Below are 20,830 nucleotides of genomic sequence, written 5' to 3' on the forward strand. Positions count from 1 at the left end.
TTTTGGAGCTCTGTCTCCGCTCCCGCGATGGTCGATCATCCCCACGCAAATGCTGTGCCGACTTCCAATCGCCGGTATCTGTTTGGGCATGCGCTCTCAAATGCCGTAGGCCCATGCCGCCAGTCGGCCCATGTGGATGTCAACACTATGGACACCGGACACGTTTTCCACGGCGACCCGAATGGCGTTCTCTTCGAAATCGCTGTCTGCAACGCCCCAGATCGCGACATTGCCCTTGTCCACGGTGTAGTTGATCAAATTGACTGTCGCACCGGGAACCTCTTTCAGGGCTTCATCTATCTTCGAGCGCAGCACCCTATCATCTTCCGATGGTTCCCCCAGTGCCCCGTCCGGGAGTGCCGACAAAGCATGGAGCAGGTTCGCACGACTGACAATTCCAACGACGGGCCCCTCTCGCAGCACCGGCACCCGTTTGATCCGGTGCTTTTCCAGAAGGCGCGCGATCTCGGCAACCGGTGCGTCTTCCTCGACCGAAACGACATCGCGGGTCATCACGTCCGCGATATGGTGGCTGTTGAGCTTGACGAATTCCTGGGCAGAATTGCCCGACCCGCTCAGCAGTTCGAGCCACCAGGATCGGCGCGGGCCGTCGGTGTCGCGGACGCGCCGCATCAGGTCTCCTTCGCTGACCAGTCCCTTCAGGGCGCCGTCCACGTCTACGACGGGTAGCGCGCTGACGTGATGGTCGAGCATCAGGCGCACGGCGTCCTCGATTTTTCCGTCCTGCGGGACGGAGATCACGGACGTCGTCATGATATCCTTGGCTTGCATGTCGTTGTCTCCTTCTCAAATACTGTGTTGACGCGTCGATCAGTTGCCGATGACCAGGCCCTTGCGACCGGACAGGTCCAAGAGTTCCATGGGATCGCAGCATTCGGGGAAGTCAGGCATCTTCCGGTTGAACCCGGGTATCGGCGGGTGCGTCTAGCACCTTCTTCTGTGCAGTTTGACGCTTCGCGGTCTTGCCGTGCTTATGCCCGCCGTGTCCATGCCCGAAGAGATGCATCACAGCCATTCCGCCGATCACGAGGACCAGAATCCAGTTTTCGATAATCCATTCCATGATTGTTCACTCCTTGTTTGATGTGTCGGGCGGCTGGCCCGTTTGCGTGGTGGTGGCGAAAGGAAAACTGCCGTACATCGCGCCGAAGACATGTGTGAGCCATGCGTCGCGCGCTTTGCGCAATGACGCCAGGCTTTCGCCGGTACGCGCCAACAGCGCGCGTTCGGCAAGGATGGCAGGATGGTCTTTCGGCAGGGGATCGCGCGTCTCGCGCACGGAGTCGGCTGTGGATTTCACCAGCGCCATCCATGGGTTCACACGTTCGGAAAACATCGTTGTGGTCCATCGCATCGGATGCAGGGCGCGCAGCATCTCGGCACTGGCCGGGGACGTCGCGGCCTTGATCCAAGGGCTGACGAATGTCGAATAAGCCGCCTCGTTGATCCGTGATATCTGCGCGACCTGCGCCAGCGCTCCATGGTCTGACCCAAAACCGAGATCTTCGACGTCGCGCTTCACAAAACGCACGTCGTAGTCGCTGGTTTTGCGCTTTGCGCCGCCCGAAGGAATATCGAATACCATCTCATAAAGCCCGGGCGCCAGCGCCTCGACCGCCTCCAGGCTTTCCAGGATCGTCCGATGCTGAAGCCGCGCGACAGACCCGGAGACGAAGATACCCAGATGCCCGACAGTCTCGTGCGTCATGTAGACGATGCGCTGTCCTGCGGCCTTGAGCGCTTCGGTGTCAGGATACAACTTGGCAATCCAGCCCAACGCCTGCTGCGGTGGGGTGATGTTGTCGCCCTCCGAGGCAAAGACGATGATCGGGTTGCGGATCCGTTTCAGATCGATGGTGCAATGCGCGTCCAGTTGCATTTCGCCCTGCTCCAGCCGATTGCCGATAAAAAGGTTCTGCGTGATGCCGAGAATTTCCTCGCGGCTCAGCGTATAGTAGCCATTCCACCAGCGTTCGAAGTCGAGGAACCGTTCACGTTCGGTATCGGCATGGGAAAAGAGGTTGACGTATTTCTCCCAGATCGCCTTTTCGGGTTGCAGTGTTTCGAAGTTTTGCGCCAGCCACGCGCCGTCGAACCGCCCGTCGCCCAGATCGGCAATCATGTGCGCCGCCCACGACCCGCCCGAGAGCGCGCCGAGCATCCGCATCGGGCTGCTGGCCGCCTCGCCCGACCAGTAGCTGAGCGGCGAGCCATTCAGGACGATGGGTCCGGTTAGACCGTCGCAATCGGCAGCCAGCAGCGCGGCGGCCCAACCAGCCTGGCAATTTCCGTAGAGTACAGGTGCTTTGTCCGGGTGACGGCGGGCAACTTCGGTGACGAAGTCACGCAGGGCATAGTGTACGTCGGCCAGCGTCTGTCCTGGCACCGGCTCTAGAAAGAAGATCACGAAATAGACCGGATGGCCCTCGTGCATAGCCATGCCGACCTCGCTGTCGTGCTTGAAGCCGCCGATGCCCGGCCCATGACCCGCGCGCGGGTCGATGACGATGACCGGCGGTTTCGCCTCGTCCACGCAATCCTCCCAGCAATCGTCTCCGACTCGCGTGATCCAGAGCAGCGCATAATTGGCGGGCCGGACGAAAGTGCGGGCATCCAGCAAAAGCTCGTAATCGAAATCCAGAAGCGGCGGCATGCCCAGCCGGTCATGCGCGATCATGTTATCCGCGCGTTCACGTAAGGTATCAAGGAACAGCAGCCAGCGTTCGAAGGCGTCTTGGGCGTACGGCACATTCGCGCCAGCCGAGGTCTGTTCCGGCACAGGTTGTGAGGATTGAGTGGGCGTCACAGTTGCAAGTCGCAAGCTCTTATTCATCATCAGTTCCCTTCTGATCATTGATTTCTCTAGATGGCCGCCCTGCAAGAAGCGCAAGTGCCATGTCCTTTGCGACATCCTCGCGCAGACCGGCCAGCAGGTAGGCCGCATCACCGGGTTTCAGACCCAGTGCGCGGGCCGCCAATTCCAAGGGTTGCTTCAAGACTTCCACGCGCTGGAACAACGCCAGAGCCATCGGAGCGTCTGAATGCGCGGGAGGCTCTGCACAATTGCATATCATCCGCGACACGAGCCCCGGAACGGCGGCATCCCGCGAAGATTCCGTTGCTCCCGAGCGCCTATTCGTCCTGACCCGTGGCATGTTCCGGTTCCTCCTGCTGTGCTGCTATAAGGTGCAGTTACAGAAGAAGACGTCGGTAGACGGAGAACGTTACAGAACCGACCGCGTTTCGATCAGGAACTCTGCTGATCTGCTTCGCAATCTGTTTTGTGCTCGGCGTTCTTGCAACCCTCAGGCTGACAATAGCAATCGTCACGGTCATCTTGGCAGCAAGCGCCGCAATGATTTGTCAGCGCCTCGCGCAGAGCCGTGCGCGCCCGGTGTAGCCGAACGCCAAGGGCGTTGCGGGTCAGTCCAAGGTCGCACGCCACGTGCTCGCGGTCCTCTTCGCCGAAGTCGATGCGCCGGAGTAGTTCCGAATCCGCCGGGCGCAGTTCGGAGATTAGTCCACGATGACAGGTGCACAACCGCGCCATCTGAGTCGGCGCATCGGCGATCCATTCCTCCGGTTCGCGCGCCACTGCCGCATCCAATCGACCACGCCGCATGCCCTTGCGGTAGAAGTCATTCAAAGTGGACCTCAGGATCGCATAGAGCCAGGCATCCATCCGTTCGACGTCTCTGAGCTGATCCTTGCGTCCCAGCACGCGAATGCAGAAGTCTTGCAGGACATCCTCTGCATCCGCCCGATTTCCAAGCCGTTTGATCAGAAACCCCAGAAACGCGGTCCGTCCATCCAGCAACGCACGTTCCGGCGAGGTGTCCGGCACCTTCGCTTTTCCGGTATCTTGCAGTACCATAACGTTCCTGTCCTTTCCAAGTTTTCAGAGATTTAATCGATCAACAACGAGATCATCGTCTTTTTTCACATTCAATGCTTCGAGACGCTAACATGAACTATCCATCCTCCTTTCGTTTCATCGCGCCGAATTCCATGAAGACTCTTCCGTTTTGCTGAGAAGTCATTCGACGACGACAACCACGATAACCGGAGCGCCTTAACTCATTGAATTGATTTTTTCCTTTCTAGATTTTGCTAAGCTGATCCTGCAGTCTACCGTTAAGATTGACGAACGAAATGCCCACAATGACCAATAAGATGCCGAAGAGTTGGACAGCGGAAAGACGCTCGCCAAAGAACAGTGCACCAATTGTGAGGCCGAAAATCGGCACTAAGAAGCTGAACACGATCGCTCGGTTTAGTTCCACGACCTCCAGCACAGAAAACCAAAGCCAGTAAACCAATGCAGAGCCAAACAAGGCCAGACCCAACAGCGACATTACGAAAACCGATGTCCATTGGATGGCAGATTGATCTTCAAGGAGTAGGGCCGCCACGGCAAGAGGGACGCTGCCGATCAGCATCTGAAATCCCATTGCAAACAGACCGTCAACCTCACCTGCGATAGATTTGATAGCCACGTTGCTGATCGTCACTCCAACGGCTGCTAGAACAATGTACGCAAAGCCGATGGCCGTTTCATCCTGCACTTCGTTTTCCAATTGCGGCAGTGCGATCACAAGTATCCCGGCGAAACCGATCAAGAGCCCGCCCCACCCGACCTTCGCCAGTCGCTCGCCAAGCCATGCGACACCGAGCATCGCGGCAAGTAGCGGCTGAGCATTGGCGACAACTGTAGCGAGTCCGGGAGATACGAATTCTGCCGCATGAAACATTCCCACGAAACCCAGACTTGTCGCGCCAACGCCAACAACACAAAGCGTCAGCCATGTGCGACGGCCATGCGGAATCGGCCGACCCAAAAATATTGCAATAAGCACCAAGGCGACACCGGCCAGAACCGCACGCAGTGTCGCAAACGTCAGATGTGGCGAATACTGCAGTCCCGCCGTGATCAGCGGGAAGCACAGGGCCCACAAAAGCATGGCCATAACGATCTTGGTTGTTGTCGTCAGCGACACTGGGCTTCCTTTTTCATGTCAACAGCAGCGGGAATTTCCGGAAATCATCCGGTTGGTAACTGTCGATCGAGGGCAATACCAAAATTGCACACGCAATAGATTCAAAACGCAGCCCTGGCGACAATCCAATTGATCATACAAAACGCCTACCAAACATACCAAACACCTGCCGCCAACGCGACTAAGGCAAAGAATAGGGCCGCCAATCTCATAATTTTTATTCCTTCGATGTTTGGTCGGCCTAGGTATCGCCCACATACGTCGGCAGACTTCTCCTAATCACCCACCGGAAGCAGAACGAAAATCACGCATGTACTACCTCCAAAGCAAAATCATGCCTTGGCACTTCCTTTCGGTTTGCCTCAACCTTTGAGAAGAATGTGGTTATCTCGTGATATCTAATCCGGGTGTCTTCCAGAGTCTGATAATAGCGAAACAGTTCTTTCAGAGGCGCTGAAAAATCTTTGTGTGCCGCCAGCACAGCAACTAGCGCACCAAGGCTGATGCGTCCTTCGATAACGAAGTACCCTCCTAGGGAGTAGAACAGGAATGGCGTCAGCGCGGTCAAAAAGTTGTTCAGGGACTTGATAAAGAATTTCAAATGGAAAATGCGACGTCTTACTTGCTCAAGCTCACGAAAGCTGGTGCTTGTCCGTAAAAGAGGCTGGGACCCGGCTGCCTCTCCTCGTAATTGGTCGCTCAGAAGCCTGCCCAGTTGGCGAACCTCGGAAATTCGCTTTCTAGAAAGGATATTCACCCGTCTTTGCAGTTTTGGAAGCAGGATAAGTTGTATCGGCAAGACAGTCAGCGCAGCGGCACCCAAAACCGGGTCTTGCATGAACATGAACAAGAGAATGGTCGCAAGGGTTCCCCCCTGCATGATGGGTAGCGTAAGCACGTCGGCCGCGAAGCCACCGATTGGCTCAACCTCCTGTGCGAGTATGGGAACAATCTCACTCTGGTTCTTGGAATCCGGATCACTGCGCCACTGACGGAAAACCAATAATCTGAAGCGACGCAGGAACCTCTCGGCAACATAGCCCTTGAAGACGTTCAGGATGTATTTGTTCAGTCCGCTAAGTATGATGGCAAACAAGTAGAGGCCACACAAAACAAGGAGGAACGCCACCTGGTCAAATTCATAGTCCCAAAAACGGACTGGGAACCGATCAGAGTCCAATGCATTGTTCACGATTTGCTTCGGCAACTCGAGTGTCAGATATAAGATGGGCATGGCGATAAGGCTCAACGTGATCATCAAAGCCTGTTGTTTTCGCGAATGCCGCAGGACAGCGTTGAATAGGCGAGGGTCCAACCCGCGAATCCAATCTCGCTGCGGCGTTACAACTCTTGGGCGACGCCACTGTTTGAGGATAAATCGAATTGTGAGAAAACCAGTAACAGCAGTGAGAAGTGCTGGCGCAAGCACCAAGATCAGGTGTAAAAATGGGTGAACCCAATCTGGAGTTGACTCGTGATAGTGATATCCAAATGTGGCGGATATTTTGTGAAAGACGTCGTGATAACGATCCAACAGAGACATGCGTTTGATTCTCGAGCTTATGGTCTTGAGCGGAAATGATCATGCACAATGATCACACCGAACATGCCTGCCTCACGGTGACCCGGGATCAGACACACAAACTCCAGATTGGTTATGTTCGAAAACTCCCAATCCAACGTCGCAGTCTTTGCGCTTGGAATTTTAACTGAGTTCTTTTCACTATGCTCCATATCAGGGTGCTTCTGCATCCATTGTTGATGTTTGGCTATCTCATCAAAGGAACCCAAAAAGAACTCATGGTCGATTGAACCTGAGTTATCTACTACGAACCGCACCACCGATCCGTGCTCGATATTGATCACATCCGGTTCAAACAGCATATAGCCGCTCTCAGTTTCCTTTATGTTCACTTCAATTGTTCGGGTGATATCCGCGCCGGCGGCCGGTCTTCCGATTGAGGTATGCCCAGGTTGTTCATATGCATTCTCATGAGGTCGAGCGCCAACCCCGGAATCTGCGCCAGCTATCATTGGCGGCAGGCTGGCTACAATACCAATAGCGATTGCCATAAACAACTGCTTCGGTTTCTTAATCCAACGGCCAAGCTTCAGAAGCGCGAGACAGTTCAGCATTTTCACTCCAATCAAATCCGAGGCGAGGTGAAAGGAGACGATAAAGAATATCGCCTCCTTTATGGTCATTTGAGTTGAGTGACAGTCAACTTGCCTTTTACGCGGTCGGCAACGAATTCGATGTCTTGACCTTCGGACATCTTGGCAATCATCGCCTCGTCGGCGCGAAACACCATTGTCATCGCGGGCATGTCGAGATTGACTAGAGGGCCGTGGATGATCGTCACCTTGCCAGCCTTAGCGTCGATCTTCTTGATCTTGCCGGTCGTGTAGTCCACATCCGCTTGCGCCATCTGGTCCCCAACTGCAACCTTACGGTGCATGCCAGACTCGTAGTGGCCGGGGATCAGGCACGCGGCCTCGAACGTACCGGCATTTGCGAAAGTCCAGACGACCTCACCAGATGCGCCCGCATCGAGGCGGATGCGGTTCGGGTCGTCGTGTTCCATGTCCATCTTGGCCATTTCAATCTTGTGCTCGGCATTGCGCTCAACCGTGTCGAGGACAAATTCGTGCTCCAATTCACCCTCGTTCGTGATCTTGAAGCGTATGGTCTCACCCTGTTTGATGTTCATCTCTTCGCTCTGGATCAGCATTTCGCCGTCATCGTTCTCAAGCAGAATGACATCAATGGTGCGATCAACTTTTTCCGAATGGCCCGGCATGCCGACAATCATTTCCGATGCATCCGTTGTTTCTTTTTTTGCATGGCCGACATCCGCGAAAGCGCCTGATGCGAACATAATGGTGATAGCTGTGCTCAGAAGTAGTTTTTTCATTTGATTTCCTATGGTTTTGGGTGGGTCGAACTTGAAGAGGCTAGTCAGCCCTTCGAGTTTGGTTTTGGTGTGAGAATGGTCTTGGGGCTGTTGTTCGAGGCGAACTCGGGCAACTCGCCGGTCCATTCGTAGGCCATCTCGCCCGGAGGATTTTCGTACCAGCCGGGGTCGGAGTAATCGTCCGCGTCGATGCCGTCCCGCACCTTTACGACCGAAAACATGCCGCCCATCTCGATGGGGCCGTAGGGCCCCCAACCCGTCATCATCGGGATGGTGTTGTCAGGCAGCGGCATTTCCATTTTCGCCATGTCCCCCATGCCGGACATCCCCATGGGCATGTATTCCGGCTGGAATTGACGGATCTTCTGGGTCAGTGGTTTCTTGTTGACCCCGATGAATGTGGGCACGTCGTGTCCCATCGCATTCATGGTGTGGTGCGACTTGTGGCAGTGAATCGCCCAGTCACCCAGATGGTCTGCGACGAACTCATATGCGCGCATCGCGCCCACGGGGATGTCGATGCTGACCTCGGGCCACTGAGCAGACTCCGGAACCCAACCACCATCAGTACAGGTGACTTTGAAGTCGTAGCCGTGCATGTGGATTGGGTGGTTTGTCATGGTCAGGTTGCCAACCCGAACCCGCACGCGGTCGCCCTTGTTGACGACCAGCGGGTCGATGTCCGGAAAGATCCTGCTGTTCCACGTCCAGAGGTTAAAGTCTGTCATCGTCATGATGCGAGGGACATAGGTACCTGGATCAATGTCGAATGCGTTCAGCATGATCAGGAAATCGCGGTCCACTGGCATGAACGTCGGGTCCTTCGGGTGGACCACGAACATCCCCATCATGCCCATCGCCATTTGGGTCATCTCATCGCCGTGTGGATGGTACATGAACGTGCCCGACTTCACCAAATCGAACTCGTAAATGAATGTCTTGCCCGGTGGGATACTAGGATGGCTCAGACCTGAAACACCGTCCATGCCCGAGGGCAGGATGAGCCCGTGCCAATGAACTGTCGTTCCTTCGGGTAGCTTGTTGGTGACGTAGATACGTACTCGATCGCCCTCGACCGCCTCGATTGTGGGACCCGTGGACTGGCCATTGTAGCCCCACAAATGCGCGATCATGCCGTCTGCAAGTTCGCGTTCGACGGGTTCGGCAACAAGATGGAATTCCTTGACGCCGTTGTTCATCCGATAAGGCAACGTCCAGCCGTTCAGCGTGACAACCGGGGTATAATCCACGCCCGAAGAGGGGCGCGGCGTCACCTGTGTGGCAGCGGTGTCCATAAGTGCCGCTTCCGGCAGACCCATGTTCAGTGTCTGGCCCCAAGCTTTGGAGGATACCAGGGTCGCACCTGCGGCACCGGCTCCGAGTAGTTGACGTCTATTTAACATATCATCATTCCTTTCAGTGTCCTGGGCCGCCGCCGGCGGCTACGGCTGCGCCCTCACCATCGCCACCACCGGCGACGCCACCGCCGTAGATCGCGGCTGTAATGTTGGCTTGGGCAATGTAGAAGTCGCGCTTCGCGTTAGCTGCTTCCAATGAAGCTGCCAGTTTTTGACGGACGTCCGTCAACAATTCAAACGTGTTGGTAATCATGCCGTTGTAGGAAAGAAGGCCTTCCTCCTCGACCGTCGCGCGCAACGGAACCAAAACGTCCCGATAGTGCCGTGCGATCTTGTATGAGGAGTGATAAGCGACTTCCGCGCTTCTGGCCTCGGACCGGACATTCACCGCCCTTTCGGCCAGAACATTGGCCGCCTGAAGGTACATCAGTTCAGCCTTGCGCATGCGTGCCTTGCCAGTGTCGTAGATGGGGATCGCGAATTCGACCTCAAGTTGCGGCAGGGTTTCGGTTTCCGTATTGCCATCCTCGCGCTCACGTTCCGATTCGACACCGGCGACAAGCTCTAGATCGCTAACGATGCGGGTTTGGTCCGTCAGTTCGAAAGCTCTCGCCTGTGCTTCCAAGCCGAGTTTTGCCACGCGAAGATCGACGCGGTTGGCCAGCGCTTTTTGTTCGATGCTTGTCACTCGCCCGACGGATCCAGGCAAAGCGGGCAAGGCATCCGGAACATAGTAATTAACATCGCTGCCCCAGAGTCCCATCAGCCGGGTCAGCCGCTCTTTGGCGAGAGTTGCGTTCAGACGCGCCTTCGCCAGTTGGCCGGCGAGTTCGGCGTTGAATGCCTGCTCCCTTGCCTGCCCTGCTTTGTTCAACGCGCCGGTCTCGCCCAGACGCAGAGCAAGCTCGGACCCCGCATCCGATGTGGCCTTTGCCTTCTTGAGGTAATCTGCTGTCTCAAAAGCGGCGACAGCTTCGATCCACGCCATACGCGTTTCATTGGCCAGCGCCAGCGTGTCGCTGACCGCTTCCAGCTGAGCACCCTGAAAGTTGGCATCTGCGATCGCGATACGCTGCTTGCGGGTTGTCGCGTCCAGAATGTTGGTCCGGATCAGCCCCTCGATGGACCGGTAGACTCCCAATTCCGGTGCGCCGATCCCGATCAGCCCGATGGAGATGACCGGGTTTTCAGGTGTTGCCTGCTGCCAGGCTTCCGCCGCTGACAATCCTACATTTGCATAGGCAGCCTGCAACCCTTTGTTGTTCAAAAGCGCGACCTGAACCGCGGTTTCCGCAGAAATGGTTTTTCCGTGAATCATGGATCTGACTTCTTTGGTCAACGCCACGTTCTCGGCTTGTGTCTGCGCGAAAGCAGTCCGTTTGCCAAGAGCAGCAGAAGTCTGGTTGGAAACGTTAAGGAAACCTGCTTTCGGCTCGGTATAGGCACTGGGTACGGCTGTTGCGCAGGCACCTAGTAGCAAAGGAAATCCAAATATTACGGGAAGTTTTGAGACGCGCATCAGTTGCCCTCCGTCTGTTCTTCGTTGACCGAGCGCCAGTCGCGTGGACCGGTGGGTGCGCGATAGGTATAGCCGGCCAACGGGTCCTGATATTGGACCGGTGAAAGGACGGAACTGTTCACAGCTGCTTGTTGATCTGCAACAATCGGTAGAGGAGTTGGCTCATACGCACACGCGCCGAGCACGAGGGCCAAGGCCCCCGAAAAAACATAGGATTTCATGGATATTACCTGACTTTAGTGGACGATGTCGTCGCGGCACGAGGGCCAGATGACAAACCTCAAAGAAGAAAAATCAGATCAATTCTCGAGGCGGCCGCAGATCGGCAGTCGCACCTGCTGAGGGTTCAAATTCTGCGGCCCGTACAAAAGTCTCGGACGCCTCTACACGCACAGCAGCTTCTCGGGGCTGTGGTGGCATGAAGGACATGCAAACGCCATCGCAGCACTCAACAGATGCCTGATGTTCGCCCGCGGCCAGTGGCTGTGTCTCACAGATGCCTGATGCGGCATGTAACTCACAATGGTGTGCTTCATTATCAGAGATCAGACTGTGTTCATGAACCACGTTAGAAAGAGCGTAATCAGGCGCATGTGAACCAGCATGTCCGAGTCCGGATGTCGCAACGACCAGCGTAGATACGACGACTAGCTTCAGAAAAGCCAAACGTAACTGAGGTGTCCAAAGGCGTTGCATCATGCCGTACACTTGCCGAATGACTGCGAAACTGTCAATGGGAACAGCGCCTTACAATTTGATACATTTCGCGTTGGCGCCTGTTCCGATTTCTAGCATTGGATCTCGGCCCTAAGTCCACCCAAGAGCCCGCGCTGGCATCCAGAGACCCATAAAGATCATCATCAGGTTCTCGGTCAACGACACAAAGCCAAGGGGAACGTTCGATCCGCCACCGACGCAAGCGCATTTAAGTTCCCGCTTGTCAATGTAGACGGCTTTGAACACGGATACCGCACCGATGGTCCCAATGACGAGTGCAATCGGCGCGCTGATCCAGAGAAGAGCCCCCGCTACCATGAGAATGCCGGCGATGGCTTCCCCAAATGGATAGACGTAGCCGTACCGTACCCAATGCTGCGCGAGTAAATCGTAGTTCAGGAACATCGTGGAAAATCCTTCGATATCCTGGAGTTTCTGCACGGCGAGGAAACACATTGAGATCGCGATGAACCATTCGAACGCGCGAACGGTGAAAACCGAGCCATAAAACGCCCAACTAAGACCCAAAGCCATCAAGAAAGCGACAGAGAAAATCGCGATGACGGGCTGGTAGGACGTTTCATCATCGCCGCGGACCTCCTGTCCAAAGTGCTCACGTAACGCGTCGTATCCGCCGATGCGCTCACCACCGATAAATGTCTGCGGGGTGGTCTCGACCGAATACTCTTCCTTGAAAGCATCGGTTTCTTCTCGGGAAGTAAGGTGGTGGTCCTCCACCGTGTATCCTTCACGCTCCAGAAGATCCTTTGATTTCAATCCGTAGGGACACAGATGGTCCTCCATAACCATCCGATAAAGAATGGCCTTTTGAGCGGGTTGATTGCTATCTTTTGGCATGTCTCATTCCTTTTCTTCAGCTGCGGCAGGTCCAATAGCCCATAAAACCGACTGCGAGAGGCGTTTCACCCGTCAGCTCGAAGAGAAGGCTGGAGCCTTCACCATCATCGGCGTCGCTTGGCGTCAATGTCACTTTGCCACCGTCGGCTGTCAGCACACCGCCTGACGCCACACTGCCCTGCGCACTGAACGTCACCAACGCGCCAGATACCTTTGCAATGGCTTGTCCGTTGCCGTCTGTCGCCAAAATCGGATCAGCATTGACAGCGCGAACAAAAGTGCAAGCCGGTTGGGCTTTCAGACCACGGTCAATCTCTTCGGCCGAGAGCGGAGCGGGACGAATGCCTGCGATGACCGGGGTCGAAATCGCTTGCGTCAAGCTCTCCAACGGCGCAGGACCTTCTGACTTACCAAGCGGCCAATCTGACCCGGCTTCACCATTGGCCGCGATGTCAGCCAGCAAGAAGCGCATCTCCGCGATTTCCCGATCTTGAGCCACGACAATTTCTTCAGCGAGGACTTTGACACGTGGGTCGGTGATTTCGGCTCTCTCACTTGTCATGATGGCGATCGAATGGTGGGGGATCATGGCACTCATCCAGCTTTCATCTTGCACGGTCTCCTGGCTGCGCACGAGCCAGAGCGCGCCAGCAAACATCACTGCAGAGCCTGCAAGGATGGCAACATTGGCTGCCATGTTTTTGTACATGCCCCACATGAAAAGAAGCATCACGACTGCCATCGTCGCGCCCATGACAAATGTCATGTAGAAACGCGTCTCGCTCCAATAGATGTGCTCAAGTGAGTAGGAGTTGAGGTACATCAACCCGAACATGATGGCGGTTGACGTACCAACCATTGCGAGAAAGCGGCCATACGATGACTTGCAGTGCGCCTTATTGCTTTCTTCACCCTCAACTCTCGAATGATTTTGATATGTTGAATCTGACATAGGAGTTCCTTTCGCTTTCATCCAAAACTAGGCTCCAGCGCTGGAGGGTTCCCAACGGTTCAAATTTATTTTCGGAAAGGGTTCTTTCCAGACATCACCTGCAGCAAATAGCCACCCGACGCAGTGATAAGCAGAAAGCCATGAAACGCGCTAATACCAGTCAGGAACCGAAAATGACCTGATGGTTGAAGATCACCCCGGCCAAGCGTCGTGAGGTTCACAAGCGCGAAATAGAAATAATCCATGGGGTACAAGTTCTCTGTGGGATCCTGCGCCAATTGCAAAGAGCCAATGTCAATCTGGTGCACAGCAACCCAGAAGGCCGAGGCGTAGATGGCCGCCTCTATGATGTGCGCTGCGGTGATCAGCGAGACTGAGATGAATAAACATCTTTTGGGGTGCGCTGCCGGATCAACATGAGCGTTGCAAAACGAAGAGCGCTGCAATGAATTGCTGTGCACGCAAGGATGAGAAGCGCCGCAAGAAGCATTGATTGAAGCATTTGTTGATCTCTGTTCGGTTGCTTTGCGCGGCCGTCTCTGGCGTGCGAGAAGAACAGGATAGTGATCAGGGACAGCGCTCAATCCGCGATCCGTTACCGTACCCTAGCCTATGCTATTTGACTGATTTCCGTACAGGCGCACCACTGGCCATATCCGCCGCGACATAATCCAGCTTTGCGTCTTTCCACGCGCCAAACCCTCCTTCCAGATGGGCGATCCGTTTTGCGCCGGATTGCAGCGTTTTTCGCGCCATCATCTCTAATCGCGCCGACGAACCACACATCAGAATAAGTCGCTGTTCGTTGTCTTCCGGCAAGAATCGCGGATCGAAAAACGCCATGGGCAGAAGCAAGGCACCCTCGACGTGCTCAAATGTATACTCGGCCGGCTTGCGGACATCCTCGAGGACGATCTCACCCTTGCGCAAGGCTGCTTCAACCTCTTCCGGCGTCCAGGTTTCGAGGGCGCCACTATCAACCATTTCTTTCTTCATTTCTTCTCCTCAGAATTTGTTTGCAGGAATCTTGAAATAGGAATTTCCGTCTGCCTCGGCAGGTGGAAGACGCCCACCACGCAGGTTGACTTGCAAGGCAAAGAGCACGCGATCGGGTAGCCCCAGCGTCGCGTCGCGCTCTTCCCGCAGTTTGATGAACGCCTCTTTCGACTGATTGCCGCCGACGTGCGGATTGTCGGTCCGGTGTTGGGCGACAGTTGCCTCACAGGCCGGTCTCTCGCGTTTATCGGCCCCGTAGTCGTGACCGATAAAAAGACGTGTGTTTTCTGGCAACGACAGAATTTCTTGTATCAAGTCCCAAATCTCTCCGGTGCTGCCACCCGGAAAGTCTGCGCGCGCGGTCCCCACATCGACATGCATTAACGCGTCATGCACGAACGCCGCATCGTCAACGACATAGCTGACAGAGCCAAGCGTGTGTCCTGCCGAAAGCAGGACTTTGACACCAAGTTCACCGATGGAGAAATCGATGCCCTCGGGAAGCAGACGGTCGAAATCATCTGCCACCGGAAAAGCGTCAGGCAGATGATAATAGTCCCGCCAAAGCTTCGCGATCTCGGTGACCTTTTCTCCTATGACATGCGGCGCACCGGTGCAGTCCGCCAGCCACCGTCCGGCGGTCAGGTGGTCGGCATGCGGATGTGTGTCGAGGATCCATTGCACGTCGTAGCCGTGCTGCTTCACGATCCCCAAAAGCTTTTCCGCAGACTCGGTTGACGTGCGGGCATGGGCGGGATCGAAATCCAGCACCGGATCAATGATTGCGCACTTTCCAGTGGCGGGATCCGCACAGATGTATTGCCACGACCCGGTATCGGGTTCGTACAGACAGTGAACCAGCGGCCCACCGCTGCTAGAATGGCTGGTGAATTCTTGTCCGACCGACATGTGTTCCCTCCTGTCTTTTTCGCACTTATCAACTGAACAACCTTCCAGCACTGGATGGTTCCAAGGGATTTCGCCAACGAAAAGAGGAATTTGGAAAACGTTGCACTAATCCGCGCTTCTTCCGGTCGTTGGTTTGCATCCAGCGAGCGCACCAGAAAGATCCTTCAAGATCGGGCAATCCGGTCGGTGGTCGCCGTGGCAGGCCTCGACGAGATGCGACAAGGTCTCGCGCATCTCTTGAAGCTGAGCGATTTTGTCGTCGATTGCGCTCAGGTGCTCTTCAGCGATGGTCTTTACCTGGGCACTTTCCCGCGTTTCATCCTCGTAAAGGCTCAAGAGATTGCGGCAATCCTCGATCGAGAACCCGAGCGCGCGCGCGCGACCCAGGAACGCAAGCTTGTGCAGATCGGTCTCGCGGAACGCGCGGTATCCGTTGCCGCTGCGCTGCGGTCTGACCAGACCTATATCCTCGTAGTAGCGGATGGTTTTAGGCGGGATGCCGGACCGCTCCGCGACTTCTCCAATGTTCATGAGACGATCCTCCTATTCTGCGGGTTGGGTCTGTGCACTGATCCGTGGTGCGGTGACGTCTCTGTCTTCACGCAAGGCCGGCGCGATGCGGCGCAGACGCAGGGCGTTTGTCAGAACCGATACCGATGACAGGGCCATCGCACCCGCCGCGAAAACCGGGGAAAGAAGCAGACCAAAGGCCGGATAGAGAACCCCGGCGGCGACCGGGATCAGCGCAACATTATACCCGAAGGCCCAGACGAGGTTCTGGCGAATATTCGACATGGTGCGCCTGGAAACCTCGACCGCATTCACCACGCCGCGCAGATCGCCTGACATCAAGACCACATCGGCGGATTCGATGGCGACATCGGTTCCGGTGCCGATGGCGATTCCGACATCCGCATGGGCCAGGGCCGGTGCATCATTGATGCCGTCGCCCACGAAAGCAATCTTTCGGTCTCCCGCGCGCAGATCGTCGAGAGCTGCGACCTTGCCATCCGGCAGGACACCCGCGATCACGTGGTCGATTCCGGTTTCGCGCGCGATAGCCTCCGCCGTCTCGCGTTTGTCTCCGGTGATCATCGCAACCTTGAAACCGCGCGCGTGCAGGGCTGCAATGGCTTCCTGGCTGGCGGGTTTCACGGGGTCTGCCACGGCGATCACTGCGGCCAGTTTGCCGTCGATAGCCGCATAAAGCGCTGTCCGGCCCCGCTCTGCCAGCTCGGCTTCCGTTTCGACCAAGGCGGCGATTTCGATCCCTTCGCGGGACATATAACGGTCCGCGCCTACCATCACCTCCTGACCTTCGACGGTCGCGGCGACGCCATAACCCGTGATCGACCGGAAGCCCGTAGCACTCGGAATGGCGATCCCTTCGGCCCACGAGCCGCGCACAATGGCTTCGGCGATGGGATGCTCAGACTGGGCCTCCACGGCAGCGATCATGCTCAGCACCCTGTCTCGGTCCAAACCGTCGGTGGTGACCAGATCGGTCAGCGACGGCTGACCTTCGGTGACAGTCCCCGTCTTGTCGAGTGCGATGACATCGACTTCGGACAAGGCCTGGAGTGCATCACCCTTACGGAACAAGACCCCCATCTCTGCGGCGCGCCCGGTGCCCATCATGATCGACGTGGGCGTGGCCAAGCCCATGGCGCAGGGACAGGCGATGATCAGAACCGAGACGCCGGCCACCAGCGCAAAGGTCAAAGCCGGGTCCGGTCCGACAAGCAACCAGACCGCCACCGTGAGCGCCGAGAGCATCATGACCGCAGGCACGAACCACAGGGTCACGCGGTCAACAAGGCCCTGGATGGGCAGTTTGGCGCCTTGAGCTTCCTCGACCATGCGGATGATCTGTGCGAGCGTGGTATCCGACCCGACCCGTGCGGCCTTGAACGTCAGGCTCCCGGTGCCGTTGACGGTCCCGCCCGTTACCGCCGCACCTGCAGCCTTCTGCACGGGCACAGGCTCTCCGGTAATCATGCTCTCATCCACATTGCTGGATCCCTCGGTAACCTCGCCGTCCACAGGGATCCGCTCACCCGGTCGGACCAGGATCACATCGCCGACGGCAAGTGCATCGACATCGACCTCCACCGTCTCACCACCCCGAATGACGCGCGCGGTGCGGACCTGCAGGCCCAGCAGAGCCTGAATCGCAGCGCCGGTGCGGCCCTTGGCGCGTGCTTCGAGCCATCGGCCAATCAAAATAAGGACGACGATGACCGCAGCGGCCTCGAAATAGACCGCACGCACCCCTTCTGGCAAAAGTCCGGGAAGAAAGGTTGCGACCACCGAATATCCCCAGGCCGCGCCGGTGCCGACGGCGACGAGGCTGTTCATGTCCGGCGCGCCCTTGAAAAGCGCGGGAAACCCCTTGGTGTAGAAATGGCGTCCCGGCCCGAAGAGGACGAGTGTTGCGAGGACGAACTGGATGATCCAAGACGTTTGGAGACCAATCGTCGTCATCACCATGTGATGAAATGCCGGAACAAGATGGGAGCCCATTTCTAGAATGAAGACCGGGAGCGTTAGAATTCCTGCCAAAAGGACGCTGCGGCGCAGTCCGTCGGCTTCTTCTGCCTTGCGTGCGACGCGAGACTGGCTCGCCTGCGCCTCTGCAATCTCGGCCGGATAACCAATCGCCGCCGATGCGGCCATCAAGTCGCCCAAGGACACTGCGCCCTCGAGATACTCGACCGTCGCCGTTTCTGCCGCCAGGTTCACGTTGACGGAAAGCACTCCGGGCACGTCCGCCAGTGCCTTGTCCACCCGCCCGACGCAGGATGCGCAGGACATGGACGCAATGTTCAAGGTGACCTTGGATGTCCGCGCCGGATAGCCCAAGGAGGCAAGCGCCTGCGTGGCGTCGGTAAGGCGAGACGGATCATCCAGCGAAAGGCGCGCCGTTTCGGATGCGAGGTTGACGGCGACTTCGGAAACCCCGTCGAGCCCCGCCAAGGCCTTTTCAACACGCCCCACGCAGGATGCACAGGTCATGCCTTCGATGCTGAGCGTTGTTTGGCTGGTGTCGGTCATGGCATGTTACCTCGATTGCGTACTCGAGGCAGATATAGGGCTTCCAGTCACTGGAAGCTCAAGGGGTTTATCGGAGATTTCTTTTTCAACCGGCACAGCATCAACCTACAGTCTCTCTAACCCTCTGTTTCCGATTGAAATGTATCGATTTGTAAACTTGTCGCACGAGCGATTGGTGCGCTATCTCCGAAGAAGGAGTATGTTCGGTGAATATGCCAGATCAAGAAAAGCAGCCGCAGAATTCAAAGATGATGCACGTCGGCATGTGGGTGTGCTGCGCTGTGATGCTGCTTCCACTGCTCGTTTTCTTTTCCCGAGGCGGCACACTTTCTGGCTTGCAGAACAGTTTGGGCGTTCTAGCCCCAATCGTCCTTTGCCTCGGCGCACATGGCGTGATGTTCTTCTTCATGGGAAAGTCTTGTCATGGAGGCAGCAAGTCATCGAACAGCAACGCAACCATCGCCGCAAAAACTTCTGTCCCGACATCAACGGACGCTTGACCTTCCACCAACTGGAACCTCTATTTTCAACTGGTGAGAAAAGGATGCGCCATGAAATTTCACGTCCCAGAGATGAGCTGCGGCCATTGCGTCGCTGCAATCGAGAAAGCGGTAAAGGCCGCAGACCCGTCAGCAACCATCCGGACGGATTTGGCTACACACGCGACAGAGATCGACTCGATAGTCTCCACGGCTGCCCTGCTTCAGGTTCTTGCGGAAGCTGGTTATCCGGCGACCGCTCTGGGAGAAGGTCCGGAGGATTGAAAATCCGGATGAACGCGACCTCTAAGGCGTTGGGCCTGATTTTTGGTGCGTATTTGCTGACCGGATGTGCCACGACGCCGGCGGTTGATGCGGACGGTGCCTTCACCGAATTGCCTGAACCACTCGTCGGTCTCGCTGCGCCATACCAGAACCTCAACAAGGTACGGCTTGATCCGAATGACAGTTGCTTCTGGTATATGCACAACGGCCCTGTCTAAGCGACTTGGTTGCCGCTCAGAACTTCACAGGGCAATCCAATCTGCCAGGCGGTGAGCTATTCCAAGATGCTCTGAGCGACATCAAGGCGCCCATTTAGCCACCGATCGCATCTTCGGGCGGATACAGGTGAGCGGTCTTGCCCGTTTCCACGTTGGGATAGAGATCGTTGATATGTGCCATGATCATGCGTACGCACCCCGAACTCGCACGACCTCCGATCGAACGCGGCTCAGGCGATCCATAAATACGCCTATAAGTGTCCCGGTTCCCCACGTAGAGATAAAGCGCACGGGATCCCAATGGATTGGTTGGCCCCGCGTCCATCCCCTCCGCATGCTGTGCATAAAGGTCCGGGTCGCGTTCGATCATGTCGTCCGTTGGACGCCAAGTGAGCCACTTGGCTTTACGCTGGACCGTGTAGACACCCGGCTCGTACAATGTCCCGCGTGCGATGGCCACGCCATAGCGCATCGCCGTGCTGCCGTTCGGCTCGATATGATACAAGTAGCGCGCAACGGCATCGACATGGATGTCACCTGGAACAAGGCCCGCCTTTGCCTCCACCCGAACCGGTAGGAAACGCGGATGAACCCCCCACAGATTGGAAGTTGAGGGGTCAAAGCCTAGGGGTGTGACTTGCGCATCCCAGACATCCCACATTGCGCGCGGAGACGTGGGCGCTGCAGATATCGACGTGGCGAGCGGTGCCGAAAAGAGCATTGCAGACCCTACCACAAAGTGCCGACGCGTCAGTTTGGCCATCAAAGTACCTCTTTCACTCGTTTTGACTGTGTCTGTTCGGCCATTGTCCGGAAACTATTGACCTGCGACGCGTGCCTCCTGCGCAAGACGGATCATCTGATCGGCCTCGATGACCCCTGGAACCAGCGCGTCTCCGATCACAAAGGATGGTGTGCCATTGAAGCCGAGCGCGCGGCTCATCTCCATTGACGCCGCGATATGGGCATCGATCTCAGGCGCCTGCATGTCCCGTCGCAGCTGCGCGATATCCAAACCAATCTCCTGTGCGACCTGGATGACGGACGCTTCCTCGGCCCGGCCTTGCATGCCCATCAACGCCCAGTGGAATTCCTCGTATTTGCCCTGCTCTCGCGCGGCCAATGCGGCGCGCGCGGCAAACACCGAGCCATCACCGAGGATCGGCCACTCGCGATAGACCAGCCTCACATTGGGATCTTCGTCCAAGAGCGCTTCGATATGCGGCTTCACCCGACGACAATAGGGACAGTTGTAATCGAAGAACTCCACGACCGTGACGTCGCCGTCTGGATTTCCGAGAACCGGCGCGTTCGGGTCGTTCTCGAGGAGATCGCGGTTTTCGGAGAGGACACTCGCCGCTGCGGCGGCCTGCCGCTCCTGTTCACGCCGTTCAATGATCTGAACCGCCTCGAGGACAATTTCTGGGTTTTCGCGGATGGCCTCCAGAACCAATTCCTTGACCCGGTCTTCGCTGAGTGCGTCAGCATGAGACGCGAGTGGAGCAAGCAGAGTGGCGACCAGTGAGATTGCCATTGCGATCTTCATGAGCGT

The 20,830-nt window shown here is 56.5% G+C and carries 22 protein-coding genes; 1 reads left to right on the forward strand and 21 read right to left on the reverse strand.

Features of this window, described 5'->3' with window-relative positions; translation table 11 throughout:
- Positions 1-96: 96 nt before the first annotated feature.
- The 19 genes from RLO149_RS22340 to RLO149_RS22430 all read right to left on the reverse strand — a co-directional run bounded on the left by RLO149_RS22340 (position 97) and on the right by RLO149_RS22430 (position 18,296).
- Positions 97-792: a CBS domain-containing protein gene (locus RLO149_RS22340; RefSeq protein WP_013959895.1), complete on the reverse strand. Its 696-nt coding sequence runs from the start codon at positions 790-792 to the stop codon at positions 97-99.
- Positions 793-904: 112 nt separating this feature from the next.
- The gene (locus tag RLO149_RS22345) at positions 905-1,084 is read right to left on the reverse strand and encodes a hypothetical protein (RefSeq protein ID WP_013959896.1); all 180 of its coding nucleotides are present in this window, start codon (positions 1,082-1,084) and stop codon (positions 905-907) included.
- 6 nt (positions 1,085-1,090) lie between these two features.
- Entirely contained in the window at positions 1,091-2,854 is a 1,764-nt protein-coding gene (locus RLO149_RS22350; RefSeq protein ID WP_013959897.1) for a DUF3141 domain-containing protein, read from the reverse strand.
- Positions 2,847-3,050 carry a hypothetical protein gene (locus RLO149_RS22355; RefSeq protein ID WP_245538198.1) on the reverse strand — a complete coding sequence of 68 codons (204 nt, stop codon included), beginning with the start codon at positions 3,048-3,050 and terminating at the stop codon, positions 2,847-2,849. Before RLO149_RS22355 ends, RLO149_RS22350 begins: the two co-directional genes overlap by 8 nt.
- Positions 3,051-3,268: 218 nt before the next feature.
- The gene (locus tag RLO149_RS22360; RefSeq protein WP_013959899.1) at positions 3,269-3,895 is read right to left on the reverse strand and encodes an RNA polymerase sigma factor; all 627 of its coding nucleotides are present in this window, start codon (positions 3,893-3,895) and stop codon (positions 3,269-3,271) included.
- Between the two features lie 226 nt (positions 3,896-4,121).
- Entirely contained in the window at positions 4,122-5,018 is an 897-nt protein-coding gene (locus tag RLO149_RS22365) for a DMT family transporter (protein WP_013959900.1), read from the reverse strand.
- A 304-nt stretch (positions 5,019-5,322) separates the two neighbouring features.
- Positions 5,323-6,561, reverse strand: coding sequence for an ABC transporter transmembrane domain-containing protein (locus tag RLO149_RS22370; RefSeq protein WP_013959901.1), 1,239 nt, complete (start codon positions 6,559-6,561; stop codon positions 5,323-5,325).
- A 17-nt stretch (positions 6,562-6,578) separates the two neighbouring features.
- Positions 6,579-7,223, reverse strand: a complete 645-nt coding sequence (locus RLO149_RS22375; protein ID WP_013959902.1) for a cupredoxin domain-containing protein — start codon at positions 7,221-7,223, stop codon at positions 6,579-6,581.
- Positions 7,220-7,933, reverse strand: coding sequence for a copper-binding protein (locus RLO149_RS22380; RefSeq protein ID WP_013959903.1), 714 nt, complete (start codon positions 7,931-7,933; stop codon positions 7,220-7,222). Before RLO149_RS22380 ends, RLO149_RS22375 begins: the two co-directional genes overlap by 4 nt.
- 44 nt (positions 7,934-7,977) lie before the next feature.
- Positions 7,978-9,336, reverse strand: a complete 1,359-nt coding sequence (locus RLO149_RS22385) for a multicopper oxidase family protein (RefSeq protein WP_013959904.1) — start codon at positions 9,334-9,336, stop codon at positions 7,978-7,980.
- A gap of 13 nt (positions 9,337-9,349) precedes the next feature.
- On the reverse strand, positions 9,350-10,810 hold the full coding sequence (locus tag RLO149_RS22390; RefSeq protein WP_013959905.1) for a TolC family protein: 1,461 nt from the start codon (positions 10,808-10,810) through the stop codon (positions 9,350-9,352).
- A complete protein-coding gene (locus RLO149_RS22395; RefSeq protein ID WP_044025807.1) occupies positions 10,810-11,031 on the reverse strand; it encodes a hypothetical protein in 222 nt (73 codons plus the stop codon). The genes RLO149_RS22390 and RLO149_RS22395 overlap by 1 nt, the downstream gene beginning before the upstream one ends.
- Before the next feature lie 586 nt (positions 11,032-11,617).
- Positions 11,618-12,385, reverse strand: coding sequence for a MauE/DoxX family redox-associated membrane protein (locus RLO149_RS22400; RefSeq protein ID WP_013959907.1), 768 nt, complete (start codon positions 12,383-12,385; stop codon positions 11,618-11,620).
- 16 nt (positions 12,386-12,401) lie between these two features.
- Complete coding sequence (locus RLO149_RS22405) at positions 12,402-13,337, reverse strand: DUF305 domain-containing protein (RefSeq protein WP_013959908.1); 936 nt, start codon at positions 13,335-13,337, stop codon at positions 12,402-12,404.
- A 65-nt stretch (positions 13,338-13,402) separates the two neighbouring features.
- Positions 13,403-13,921, reverse strand: a complete 519-nt coding sequence (locus tag RLO149_RS22410) for a potassium channel family protein (protein WP_148264525.1) — start codon at positions 13,919-13,921, stop codon at positions 13,403-13,405.
- Between the two features lie 31 nt (positions 13,922-13,952).
- Positions 13,953-14,333 (reverse strand): rhodanese-like domain-containing protein, encoded by a 381-nt coding sequence (locus tag RLO149_RS22415; RefSeq protein WP_013959910.1) that lies wholly within the window; start codon positions 14,331-14,333, stop codon positions 13,953-13,955.
- A gap of 9 nt (positions 14,334-14,342) precedes the next feature.
- Positions 14,343-15,242, reverse strand: a complete 900-nt coding sequence (locus tag RLO149_RS22420) for an MBL fold metallo-hydrolase (protein ID WP_013959911.1) — start codon at positions 15,240-15,242, stop codon at positions 14,343-14,345.
- A gap of 105 nt (positions 15,243-15,347) precedes the next feature.
- Complete coding sequence (gene cueR, locus RLO149_RS22425; protein ID WP_013959912.1) at positions 15,348-15,773, reverse strand: Cu(I)-responsive transcriptional regulator; 426 nt, start codon at positions 15,771-15,773, stop codon at positions 15,348-15,350.
- 12 nt (positions 15,774-15,785) lie between these two features.
- Positions 15,786-18,296: a heavy metal translocating P-type ATPase gene (locus RLO149_RS22430; RefSeq protein WP_013959913.1), complete on the reverse strand. Its 2,511-nt coding sequence runs from the start codon at positions 18,294-18,296 to the stop codon at positions 15,786-15,788.
- Between RLO149_RS22430 and RLO149_RS24595 the strand changes: the two genes are divergently transcribed.
- Complete coding sequence (locus tag RLO149_RS24595; protein ID WP_425357869.1) at positions 18,256-19,278, forward strand: hypothetical protein; 1,023 nt, start codon at positions 18,256-18,258, stop codon at positions 19,276-19,278. The genes RLO149_RS22430 and RLO149_RS24595 overlap by 41 nt on opposite strands.
- A gap of 94 nt (positions 19,279-19,372) precedes the next feature.
- On the opposite strand, the gene RLO149_RS22445 is transcribed toward RLO149_RS24595, so the two are convergent.
- Entirely contained in the window at positions 19,373-20,041 is a 669-nt protein-coding gene (locus tag RLO149_RS22445; RefSeq protein ID WP_013959915.1) for a L,D-transpeptidase, read from the reverse strand.
- Positions 20,042-20,095: 54 nt separating this feature from the next.
- A complete protein-coding gene (locus tag RLO149_RS22450; protein ID WP_013959916.1) occupies positions 20,096-20,824 on the reverse strand; it encodes a DsbA family protein in 729 nt (242 codons plus the stop codon).
- Positions 20,825-20,830 lie beyond the last annotated feature (6 nt).

This window comes from Roseobacter litoralis Och 149, assembly GCF_000154785.2.
Lineage (GTDB): Bacteria > Pseudomonadota > Alphaproteobacteria > Rhodobacterales > Rhodobacteraceae > Roseobacter > Roseobacter litoralis.